Source organism: Mycobacterium sp. 1245499.0, from assembly GCF_001673615.1.
In the GTDB taxonomy this organism is placed as follows: domain Bacteria; phylum Actinomycetota; class Actinomycetes; order Mycobacteriales; family Mycobacteriaceae; genus Mycobacterium; species Mycobacterium europaeum_A.
This window is the reverse complement of sequence record NZ_LZMG01000068.1, coordinates 1-10,725: the sequence shown is the minus strand read 5'-3', so window position 1 is coordinate 10,725 and position 10,725 is coordinate 1. Positions and strand designations below refer to the sequence as shown.

General features: G+C 66.2%; 9 protein-coding genes, 1 tRNA gene and 1 pseudogene. 7 read left to right on the top strand and 4 right to left on the bottom strand.

The features are described 5' to 3' along the window. Positions 1-153: pseudogene (locus A5646_RS28720) on the bottom strand (UTP--glucose-1-phosphate uridylyltransferase); the annotation flags it as partial. A gap of 104 nt (positions 154-257) precedes the next feature. Between A5646_RS28720 and A5646_RS03505 the strand changes: the two are divergent. From A5646_RS03505 to A5646_RS03480, 6 genes are all read left to right on the top strand, one after another. Beyond that, positions 258-1,145, top strand: coding sequence for a UTP--glucose-1-phosphate uridylyltransferase (locus tag A5646_RS03505; RefSeq protein WP_067019878.1), 888 nt, complete (start codon positions 258-260; stop codon positions 1,143-1,145). Between the two features lie 134 nt (positions 1,146-1,279). Beyond that, the gene (gene glp / locus A5646_RS03500) at positions 1,280-2,569 is read left to right on the top strand and encodes a gephyrin-like molybdotransferase Glp (protein WP_066871932.1); all 1,290 of its coding nucleotides are present in this window, start codon (positions 1,280-1,282) and stop codon (positions 2,567-2,569) included. 20 nt (positions 2,570-2,589) lie between these two features. Beyond that, positions 2,590-3,243 carry a GNAT family N-acetyltransferase gene (locus tag A5646_RS03495; protein ID WP_197505106.1) on the top strand — a complete coding sequence of 218 codons (654 nt, stop codon included), beginning with the start codon at positions 2,590-2,592 and terminating at the stop codon, positions 3,241-3,243. A 216-nt stretch (positions 3,244-3,459) separates the two neighbouring features. Next, positions 3,460-4,533 carry a gephyrin-like molybdotransferase receptor GlpR gene (glpR, locus tag A5646_RS03490; protein WP_067019875.1) on the top strand — a complete coding sequence of 358 codons (1,074 nt, stop codon included), beginning with the start codon at positions 3,460-3,462 and terminating at the stop codon, positions 4,531-4,533. A gap of 51 nt (positions 4,534-4,584) precedes the next feature. Next, positions 4,585-4,657: transfer RNA gene (locus A5646_RS03485), tRNA-Ala, on the top strand. A gap of 614 nt (positions 4,658-5,271) precedes the next feature. Continuing rightward, positions 5,272-6,462, top strand: a complete 1,191-nt coding sequence (locus A5646_RS03480) for an ATP-binding protein (protein ID WP_067019872.1) — start codon at positions 5,272-5,274, stop codon at positions 6,460-6,462. 223 nt (positions 6,463-6,685) lie between these two features. Here the strand turns inward: A5646_RS03480 and A5646_RS03475 are convergent, their stop codons facing one another. The 3 genes from A5646_RS03475 to A5646_RS03465 all read right to left on the bottom strand — a co-directional run bounded on the left by A5646_RS03475 (position 6,686) and on the right by A5646_RS03465 (position 9,550). After that, the gene (locus tag A5646_RS03475) at positions 6,686-7,495 is read right to left on the bottom strand and encodes a DUF1906 domain-containing protein (RefSeq protein WP_066877814.1); all 810 of its coding nucleotides are present in this window, start codon (positions 7,493-7,495) and stop codon (positions 6,686-6,688) included. A gap of 98 nt (positions 7,496-7,593) precedes the next feature. Beyond that, a complete protein-coding gene (locus A5646_RS03470; RefSeq protein WP_067019869.1) occupies positions 7,594-8,823 on the bottom strand; it encodes a cytochrome P450 in 1,230 nt (409 codons plus the stop codon). A 118-nt stretch (positions 8,824-8,941) separates the two neighbouring features. Then, positions 8,942-9,550, bottom strand: coding sequence for a TetR/AcrR family transcriptional regulator (locus tag A5646_RS03465; RefSeq protein ID WP_067019884.1), 609 nt, complete (start codon positions 9,548-9,550; stop codon positions 8,942-8,944). A 58-nt stretch (positions 9,551-9,608) separates the two neighbouring features. On the opposite strand from A5646_RS03465, the gene A5646_RS03460 reads away from it, so the two are divergent. Continuing rightward, positions 9,609-10,725: aromatic ring-hydroxylating dioxygenase subunit alpha (locus tag A5646_RS03460; RefSeq protein WP_067019881.1), on the top strand; the 1,117-nt coding region annotated here is incomplete at its 3' end.

Below are 10,725 nucleotides of genomic sequence, written 5' to 3'. Positions count from 1 at the left end.
CGCCGCCTCGGCGGCAACCAGCTCGATGCCCGGCGTATCGACGACCGGCAACAGCTCCTTGGGGACCGTTTTGGTCGCCGGCAAGAAGCGCGTCCCGAGACCGGCGGCGGGCACGACCGCAGTGCGTGGCACCACCACGTTTGGGCTTGACATTGTTCACACGATAACCCGCATCCACTATGCCGAGTCGATGTGGCGCGGGGAAACACCTGGCTGTCATCGTTGAGCCATGGCGACCGCCAGCAAAGCCGCACTGCGTGACCAGCTGCTTGCCGCCCGCCGCCGGTCTCGGGACGCGCTTCTTGCCGGCGACCAAAACGGTCCCCAAGGAGCTGTTGCCGGTCGTCGATACGCCGGGCATCGAGCTGGTTGCCGCCGAGGCGGCCGAGGCCGGTGCCGAGCGCCTGGTGATCATCACCTCGGAGGGCAAGGACGGCGTCGTCGCGCACTTCGTCGAGGACCTGGTGCTGGAGAGCACGCTGGAGGAGCGCGGCAAGACCGCGATGCTGGACAAGGTCCGGCGCGCCCCGCAGCTGATCAAGGTCGAGTCCGTGGTGCAGAGCGAGCCGCTGGGCCTGGGGCACGCGATCGGCTGCGTCGAGTCGCGGCTGGCCGACGACGAGGACGCCGTGGCGGTGCTGCTGCCCGACGACCTGGTGCTGCCCACCGGTGTGCTCGGGACGATGTCGAAGGTGCGGGCGCACTACGGCGGCACGGTGTTGTGTGCCATCGAGGTAACGCCCGAAGAGGTCAGCGCCTACGGGGTTTTCGACGTCGAGCCGATCCCCGACGACGACAACCCGGACGTGCTCAGGGTCAACGGCATGGTCGAGAAGCCGAGGGCGCAAGACGCCCCGTCGCTGTTCGCCGCGGCCGGTCGCTACGTGCTCGACCGGGCCATCTTCGATGCGTTGCGCCGCATCGAGCGTGGGGCGGGCGGCGAGGTACAGCTCACCGACGGCATCGCGTTGCTGATAGCGGAGGGCCATCCGGTGCACGTGGTCGTGCATCGCGGATCTCGACACGACTTGGGAAATCCTGGCGGCTACCTCAAGGCTGCGGTTGACTTTGCATTGGATCGTGATGACTACGGCCCGGATCTGCGGCAGTGGTTGGTGGCGCGATTGGGCCTGGCCGAGCAGTAGCCCGGCGGTGACCCGGCTGGCGGACGACGGCGGACCGGTGAACGCGTAGCGGTCCCGGGCGGGGATGACCCGCCCGCGCAATGAGCGGGTCGCCTACGGCGGCGCCCGCCGGGTTGAGGGCAGAGAGGCGCGCTGTGCGTTCGGTGGAAGAGCAGCAGGCCCGGATCACCGCGGCCGCGGTGGCCCCGCGACCGATACGTGTGGCGATCGCCGAGGCGCAGGGACTGATGTGCGCCGAGGAAGTGGTGACCGAGCGCCCGATGCCCGGCTTCGATCAGGCCGCGATCGACGGCTATGCGGTGCGCAGCGTGGACGTCCTCGGCGTGGGCGAGGTGGGCAGCGACAGCCTTCCCGAGCCGTTCGATGACTCCGGCGAGAACGACCGCCGCGAGGGCCTGGTGCTGCCGGTGATGGGCACCGTCGAGGCCGGCTCGCGTACCCCCAGCCGGCTGCAGCCGCGCCAGGCCGTGCGCGTGCAAACCGGGGCCCCGCTGCCCACGTTGGCCGACGCGGTGCTGCCGTTGCGGTGGACCGACGGCGGGACGCAGCGGGTGCGGATCCTGCGGGGCGCCCCGTCGGGCGCCTACGTGCGCCGCGCCGGCGACGACGTCCAGCCCGGCGACGTCGCGGTGCGCTCCGGGACGGTGATCGGTGCGGCGCAGGTCGGGCTGCTGGCCGCGGTCGGCCGCGAACGGGTGCTGGTCCACCCGCGCCCGCGGGTGACGATCATGGCGCTGGGTGGCGAGCTGGTCGACATCTCGCGCACCCCGGGCAACGGGCAGGTCTATGACGTCAACTCCTATGCGCTGGCGGCTGCGGCCCGCGACGCCGGTGCGGAGGTCAACCGCGTCGGCATCGTCGGCGGCGGCCCCCGCGAGCTGCGGGAGATCGTCGAGGGGCAGATCAACCGGGCCGAGGTGATCGTGATCGCCGGCGCGGTCGGGGGCGCCGCGGCCGAGGCGGTGCGGCGGGTGCTGTCCGAGCTCGGCGAGATCGAGGTCGTGCGGGTGGCCATGCATCCGGGCTCCATCCAGGGTTTCGGGCAGCTGGGCCGGGAGGGCGTCCCGACGTTTCTGTTGCCGGCCAACCCGGTGAGCGCGCTGGTGGTGTTCGAGGTGATGGTCCGTCCGCTGATCCGGTTGTCGCTGGGCAAGCGTCAGCCGATGCGCCGGATCGTGCAGGCGCGCACGCTGTCGCCCATTACGTCGGTGGCCGGGCGCAAGGGTTTCCTGCGCGGGCAGCTGATGCGCGACCAGGAGAGCGGGGAGTATCTGGTGCAGGCGCTCGGCGGCGCGCCCGGCGCCTCGTCGCACCTGCTGGCCACCCTCGCCGAAGCGAACTGTCTGGTGGTGGTGCCCAGCGGCGCCGAGCAGATTCGTACCGGCGAGATCGTCGACGTCGCCTTCCTGGCCCAGCGCGGCTGAGCGAAACGACTGCACGCACGGTGAACCTGTTGCGCTCCACTTCCCGCCATCCAGGATGGCCCATGAGCGTTGGGCCGCTTCGCGTTCCGGCCGGCGTCGTCCGGTTGCGGGCGGTGCGGCTGCGCGACGGCGCGCAGTGGAGCCGCATCCGGCTGACCGATCGTGCGCACCTGGAACCGTGGGAGCCCAGCTCCGAGGGCGACTGGACGGCCCGGCACGCGGTGGCCGCCTGGCCGGCGCTGTGTTCCGGGCTGCGCGCCGAGGCGCGGCAGGGCCGCATGCTGCCTTACGTCATCGAACTCGACGGCCGGTTCTGCGGCCAGCTGACCATCGGCAACGTCACCCACGGCGCGTTGCGGTCGGCGTGGATCGGCTACTGGGTGCCGCGGTCGGCCACCGGAGGCGGCGTGGCCACCGCGGCGCTGGCGCTGGGCCTCGACCACTGCTTCGGCCCGGTCATGCTGCATCGGGTGGAGGCCACCGTGCGTCCGGAAAACGCCGCCAGCCGGGCCGTGCTGGCAAAAGTGGGATTCCGCCAGGAGGGCCTGTTGCAGCGCTATCTGGAGGTCGACAAGGCGTGGCGTGATCACCTGCTGATGGCCATCACCGTCGAAGAGGTCAGCGGATCGGTGGCCTCGACGCTGGTCCGCGCCGGAAACGCCAGCTGGGTGTGACCGGCTCTCGCTAGGTCATCCGGCTTTCGTCGTCCGCTTTCGCGGCGGCTCGCCGGGAGTCCGAATCGTTGCCATTCTGGGACTAGCGCGACACGAGTGACTCATGGTGCTTGTGAGAGGCAAATTACAGGTGTGTAATTGTCCTGGTCGTACGACCGGGCCGCGTTGGCCACCAGTGGCTTCGCGGGGGATGGACACCGAAGAGAGCAGGTCATCATGCCAAGCATCCCGCAGTCATTGTTGTGGATATCGCTCGTGGTGCTATGGCTGTTCGTCTTGGTGCCGATGCTCGTCAGCAAACGCGACGCGGTGCGGCGCACCAGCGACGTGGCCCTGGCGACCCGGGTGCTCAACGGCGGGGGCAACTCCCGGCTGGTCAAGCGCAGCGGCCCGGCCGCCGGTCACCGCAGCGATCCGAACTGGACGCCGCCGCAAGACTCGACCGACCTCGACGACGAACACGACCTCGCCGACGATGACGACCACGAATCCGACGACGACCCCGAGACCGACGAGCTGAGCCGCCGTCGCCCGGTGGTGATGAGAATGGCCGTCGCCGAGGCAGGCGAGCCCTCCGAGCCCGACTACCTCGACGTCGATGTCGTCGAGGATTCCCACGTCCTTCCGGTGGGGGCCAGCGGGTCTGCCGCCGAGGCCGAGACCGCCGACATCGAGCCGGCCGAAGACGTCGACGTCGACACCGAGGCCGTCGCCAAAACCGACGATGCCGACGAGGACGGCGACGAGGACGGCTACGAGTACGTCGAGGACTCGTCCGGCCTGGAGCCCGCCGCCGAGAGCGACGAGTCCGACGACTCCGACGCGCCGGCCCCGCTGCCGCGCAACGCGTCGCGCCGGCGCCGGTTCGACAACAAGACCGCCGCCGCCGTCAGCGCTCGCAAGTACGCCTTCCGCAAGAAGGTCCTGATGGTGATGGCGGTCGTCCTGGTCGGCTCGGCGACCGCGGCCTTCAAGATCTCGCCGAGCGCCTGGTGGTTGTGCGGCACCGCCACCGCGATCACCCTGCTGTACCTGGGGTACCTGCGGCGCCAGACGCGCATCGAGGAGAAGGTGCGCCACCGGAGGATGAAGCGGATGGCGCGGGCGCGGCTCGGCGTGGAGAACGCTTACGACCGCGGCTACGACGTGGTCCCGTCGCGCCTGCGGCGCCCGGGCGCGGTGGTTCTGGAGATCGACGACGAGGACCCCGTGTTCGAGCACCTGGACTACGCGATGGCCATGCGGACCTTCGGTTGGCCCAGGGACTTGCCGCGCGCCGTCGGCGAGTAGTGCTGGCAGTTCGGTAGTTGGTGCCGCGACTGGTAGCCTGCTTAGCGATCAGGGGCTATGGCGCAGTTGGTAGCGCGACTCGTTCGCATCGAGTAGGTCAGGGGTTCGATTCCCCTTAGCTCCACAACGTTTGGCCAGTTCAAGCGGTATTACGTCCGTCAGCCCTAGTAGGGCCGTCCGCAGTCCGGCCCTAGTAGCGCGTATTGCCGCGTCGCGCACGACCGCGTGTAAATGCTTCTTCGATTTCGGCGTTCATCATCGGCGATCCTAAAGTTGGAGCGGTTTGCTTGGCCCTTTGTGTTCGTGGGCAAGTGACAACTGATGGTCCGGGACCAGTGGGTGTCTTGCGCGTTGGCCTGCGTTCGCGCTCCCGGGTCCTCCGGCGATGGGGGTGGGGGGTTACCCCTCGGCCAACCCACGCCCGCCTCGAACGGCCAGCATTGTGTCTCTCTCTGAAGAGTCGGGCAAGGTCACCTGAAGTTTAGGGGTTTTAGGATGCTTTATTGATATGCCCTAAAGCCCTAAAGGTGCGCTAAAGTCCCAAAGCTCGGACTCGGGCATTTGGGTCGGCTGCATACGCGCCTCGGGGGTTAGGCGGTTGTGGCGGCTTTAGGCAAGTTGCCTAAACCGAGTAGGCTGCAGGGGTTAGCTGGTTTAGGAGCCTTTATGCGATTTGCCTAAAGCATGTTAGGAACCTTAGGCAGGTTTATCTTCAATCCCTAACCTCAAGGAGGCGTGATGGACAGACTGCGCAACCCCTACACGCCAAACGCAGGGGCACAGCCAACCACCCTGGTTGGACGTAACCCGCAGCTCGACTCGTTCGACCTACTGCTCGGACGGCTGAAGCGCGGGCGGACGGAGCAATCGATGATCATCAAGGGCCTCCGAGGGGTCGGCAAGACGGTCTTGCTGGGAAAGTTCCGGGAGAAGGCCGTAGCTACTGACTGGGTTGTGCTGGAAATGGAGGTCCAGAAGCACGAAGACAACGAGTTCCGTAGGACTATCGCAGGCAAGGCGCGAACGGCCCTTCTGGAACTGTCTCCACGCGCGCGCTGGACTGACAGGGCGAAGAGAGCTGCCGGCGTGCTGAAGTCGTTCTCAGTGTCTGTCGACCCTTCGGGCACAATCCAGTTCGGCATGGACGTAGATCGGATCGAGGGCCTGGGCGATCATGGTGATCTAAGTCTTGACCTCACTGACCTGCTCTTGTCGGTGGGAGACGCGGCGCAATCAGTTGAACGCGGTGTTGTCTTGCTGCTCGACGAAGTTCAATTTCTGTCGAAGCAACAGCTCGAAGCCCTGATAGCCGCACTGCACAAGACCGTACAGCGCAGCTACCCAATTACGCTGGTCGGTGCCGGACTGCCTCAAATAGCCGAATTAGCAGGGGACGCGAAGTCGTACGCCGAGCGTCTTTTTCAGTTTCCGACCATAGGCAACTTGGATGACGCCGATGCTAGGGAGGCGCTTGCCGGACCGGCGCGGATTGAGGGCGCAATTTTCGAAGACCAAGCTCTCGACCTAGCCATGGAAATGACCGGCAGGTACCCGTATTTCCTTCAGGAGCTGGGGTACGCGGCATGGGACATCGCCGAGGGAAACGCGATCACCCGCGTCGACGTAGAGAACGCTCATGAGGTCTACATCTCGAAACTGGACGAGTCCTTTTTCCGAGTTCGGTTCGATCGCTGCACCGAGCGGCAGAAGCAATACCTGCGGGCAATGGCTGAGCTAGGGCCAGGCAAGCAGAAGGCGCAAGACGTGGCCGCGATGCTAGGTAAGCAGTCGACGCAGGTCGCCCCCTTCCGCTCAGAACTCGTAAACATGGGACTGCTTTACACGCCGGATCATGGATACGCCGATTTCACCGTGCCGCACTTCGATCAATACATGAAGCGGGTAATGCCGGACGTAGTGCAGATGTAGGCGCGTCGCAACCGGGCCAGCGGCGCGCAGTCCGTCCGCAGTCGCTTCTGCAACGGTCTCAGACAGCCAACGGCGACATCCCCTCTATCTGCTGGTTCTTAATGTTCCCCACGCGATCGGCAGGCGCAAACGCCCATGTCGACTCGTTCGCATCGAGTAGGTCAGGGGTTCGATTCCCCTTAGCTCCCCAACGTTTGGCCAATCAGGGCGATTGGCACCAGGCTCAGGGATGCAGGTTCCACTGGCCGCAATCCTCGGCAAGGACGTCGTTGACATCCACCTCGAGTCCGCCGACGACAGGGCCCGGATTCGACGCCGTGCTCACCACGCGTTGGTAGAGAACCGCGGTGGGCTCGATGCGCCCGTGGGACCAGGACCGCGTTTGCCACGCCCACCGGTGGCCGGGGGTCCGTGAATTTCCGATGACGCCGTCGTCGGCGGCCCATTTGCAGACATCGCTACCGCCATAGACTCCGGTGCGCTGTACTCCCAGCACCGAATTGATTCCGCGAAACCATTTGAGCGCCAAATTGTTCCAGGTGTCGTGGTTTATGTCCTCGTCGACGCTGAAGAAAATCGGGGCGCTCTGACCGCCGCCCGCCGCGGAATGCAGCGCCCAGGCGGTGCGCGCATCGGCGACGCCGCCCTCGAACCCGCGCCTGAAGTCCGATGGCGCTGTCCCGCCTGGCTTGCCGTACTGGTAATTGCTGACGATCATCAGCCCGGCAGCTTTCAGCTGCTCGGCATAAGGCCGGGTGATCGGCTTGGCACCCATGGACGAGCCGGGACGCGACAGCGACACGTAGTTGATGACACCGGAGTAACCGGCAGCTCGAATCTGCTCTGCTGGAACTTGACGCATGGCGAAGTCGATCAATCTGGGAGTGGCGGCGGCCGTCGCAGGAATGGTGACATTTGCCGATGCCGCATATAACCCTGGCAGCACAGACATGGCGATGGCGTAACGGAATACGTCGCGCCGGGGCATAGTGCGTGTTCGCGGGAGGTGCACATTTCCCGACAATTCCTGCATCGCGTGATGTTAAATTTGCGGACTTTCTGAACAAAAGCGACGTGAAGTATTCGATATCAAATCGGTTTTTACGGTTCACCTGTCCGAGTCAACGGCCGTCAGGTGTCGAATGCGATGGGCAGGCTTGCCGGCCCGCTCAGGCCCACCACCGGCTTCCAGGGTGATGGCCCGTCCTTCCGCGGGTTCGCGATCCGGCGGGTCACGGTGATCAGCGCCTCGGCGATCTCGCGCCGCGCCAGGTTCGCACCGAGGCAATAATGCACGCCCGCGCCGAAATTGAGCACAGGCGGCAGCCCCGCGCGGGTGATGTCGAATCGGTTGGGATCCTGGTAGATCGCTGGATCGCGGTTGGCCGCAGCGGTATTCGCGAAGACAAGCGTTCCCTGGGGGAAGTAAACCCCGGCGAGTTCGACGTCCTCGGCCACGACGCGCAACAACGTGGTGGCGATCGGGGAGTGCCGCATCGTCTCTTGGACGGCGGTCATCGCCAACCCGGGTGTGTCGCGCAAGAGCTGCCACTGGTCCGGGTGCTCGCAGAGCACCCCGATGGACGCGGCGACCTGATTGCGCGTGGTGTCGGTGCCCGCGAGCAGCAGCGCGGCAGCGAGCATGCGCAGCTCCGCGGCGTCGAGCCGGTCTCCGTCGTGTTCGGCGCGAATGAGGTCGGAGAGCAGGTCGTCGGTGAGGGTGTGGCGGCGCCGGACGATCATGCCGTCGACATAGTCGTCGAGTTCACCCCACGCGCGCATGACGCCGGGCACGTCATCGGCGGTGAAGGTGAAGTTGAAGGCCTTGAAGATGTCATCGGCCCACAGTGAAAACCGTTTCCAGTCCTCGGGGGGCGCGCCGAGCAGCGCACAGATGATGGGCACGGGGTAGGGGCGCGCGATGTCGGTTACGACGTCGCAGTGGCCCCGACGGCTGATCGGCTCGACGAGTTCGTTGATGACCTCGCTGATCGTGGCGTGCAGGCGTTCGACCGAACGGGGAGTGAACGCCTTCGAGACGACGCCGCGGACACGCTGGTGTTTGGCCCCCTCCATGCCCAACAACGAGTTGACGACCTTGTCCCACAGCGGACCCGAGGTGATGCCCTGGACGGCGAGGATATACCCGGGAGGAATCTGAAACCGATTGTCCCGCAGTAGAGTTCGGACGAGCTCGTAGGAAAGCACTTCGGGTCCATAGGGACCGAGGGCGATCGGTGCTTGTCGCTGCGCCGCCAACAGTTGCGGGTAGACCTGTTCGGGCGTGGCGGTGGCGACGTCGTACTCGATGGTCGGCAGGTCCGCATCGAACACGCTTGGGCTGGAGATCCTGACGGGCATTCGTTGCCTCCGTATCGGCTCCGAGGGCGTTAACCGGCAGTTGACTGTCACTTCGTCTGTTCAGGTTAGCCGGAGGAACCGCGCCGCCCAACGCGAACCGCGATTCACGGGTCGGTAATCAGCGCTCAGCGGCGGCATGCGCGCGCACCGACGGCGCGATCCAGTCCGTCAAAAAGCGTCGTAGCTCCGGTCCGGTGCGCGTCGGCCGGCCGGGATCCACGATCAATGACTGCAGCATCCGCAGCATGACCTCGACCAGTTCGTCGAGCCCGCGGTCGGCGAACCCCGCTGCGGCCCAATCGACATCGAATCGCCGCAGGATCGTCCGGCCGAAAGAAATGGCCTGGTCCGAGGTCACCCCCGCGGTGAACGCGCTGGCCTTGCCGGGTTGGAATACCAGACTCAAATACTTGTCGTGCGCGAGTTGCTCAAACGTGTAGGCGATGCCCTCGACCACCGCTTCGGTGGGATCGGTGATCGAACCCAAATGCGCCGCAAGGCGATCCAAGAACCCGTCGACGGACGCTAGCGCCGTGGCGCCCATCAGTGCCTCATGGGTGGGGAAGTACCGGTAGATCGTCTGCCGCGTCACGCCGAGCGTCGAGGCGACCTCGGAAACGCTCACGGTCCCGCGCGCGTCGATGGCCGCCCGCGTCGCCGTCAGGATGCGCGCGACGGCCTCGTCGTCGTCGGCCGGGATGTCACCCGACCAGCCATGCCGGCGCATTGCGTGATCGTCGCACACGCCGGCCCCGGGCCTTGACAATACAAACGATAGTGATTGTATGGTCCGAAGTGTTGGACCGAAGGAGGCCAGGGTGACGACGATCGACCGACCGGTGCCCGGCACCGACGCGACGCTGACGCGGCGCGGCCTGCGTCATGCCCTGGACAAGACGACCGACCTGGCCGAGCGCGAACTGCGGGTGCCGCTGCACTACTACCGCGATCCCAAGATCACCGAGATCGAGGAATCGCAGATTCTGCGCCGGGTGCCGCTGGCCATCGTCCCGTCGGCGCAGGTGCCGAACAAAAACGACTACGTGGTGCGCTCGGTGCTGGGGGATTCGCTGCTGGTCACCCGCGATCGCACCGGCGCCAGCCACGTGTTGCTCAACTACTGCCGGCACCGCGGCGCGATGCCGGCCTGCGGCTCGGGCAACGCCTCGCGGTTCGTCTGCCCGTATCACGCCTGGACCTATCGAAACACCGGCGAATTGTTAACCGTCCCGGGCAAGGCCGGCTTCGACTCGATGGACACCAAGGACTACGGCCTGGTGGAGCTGCCCTCCGAGGAGCGGTACGGCTTCATCTGGGCGGTGCTGACCGCCGACGCGACCATCGACCTCGACGCACACCTGGGCGAGTTCGGTGCCGAACTGGAGCTGTGGAACTACGCGGCCTACGGCTATCACACCCAGCGCGAATTCACCTCCGACGTGTCCTGGAAGGGCGCCCTGGAGGCGTTCGCCGAGGGCTACCACTTCCCGTACGTGCACGGCGAGAGCCTCATCGGGCAGAACACCCTGGCCAACACGATGGTCTACGACGAGTTCGGCAAGCATCACCGGATCGGCTTCCCGTTCACCTGGATCACCAACGCCGACACCGATTCCACGGCGTCGCTGGACCCGGTGGCGAACATGGGAGTGATCTATTGGGTGTATCCGAACCTCATCCTGGCCAACAGCCCGGTGGGCGTGGAGATCATCGACATGTTGCCCGCCGGTGAGCCGACCCGCTGCACGGTCCGCCACAGTTGGATGGGCCGCATCCCGGCCACCAACGACGAGATGAGGGCCGCGTACGACGCGGTCTTCGAGGGCGTCCATGCGGCCGTGCGCGACGAGGACTTCGCGATGCTGCCGCAATGCGGCGAGGGCGTCCGGCACGGCCAGCACG

Coding starts and splice junctions, on each gene's coding strand:
- glpR (WP_067019875.1), top strand. CDS start 3,460: ATGCCAAGCATCCCGCAGTCATTGTTGTGGATATCGCTCGTGGTGCTA.
- A5646_RS03480 (WP_067019872.1), top strand. CDS start 5,272: ATGGACAGACTGCGCAACCCCTACACGCCAAACGCAGGGGCACAGCCA.
- A5646_RS03475 (WP_066877814.1), bottom strand. CDS start 7,495: ATGCAGGAATTGTCGGGAAATGTGCACCTCCCGCGAACACGCACTATG.
- A5646_RS03470 (WP_067019869.1), bottom strand. CDS start 8,823: ATGCCCGTCAGGATCTCCAGCCCAAGCGTGTTCGATGCGGACCTGCCG.
- A5646_RS03465 (WP_067019884.1), bottom strand. CDS start 9,550: ATGCGCCGGCATGGCTGGTCGGGTGACATCCCGGCCGACGACGACGAG.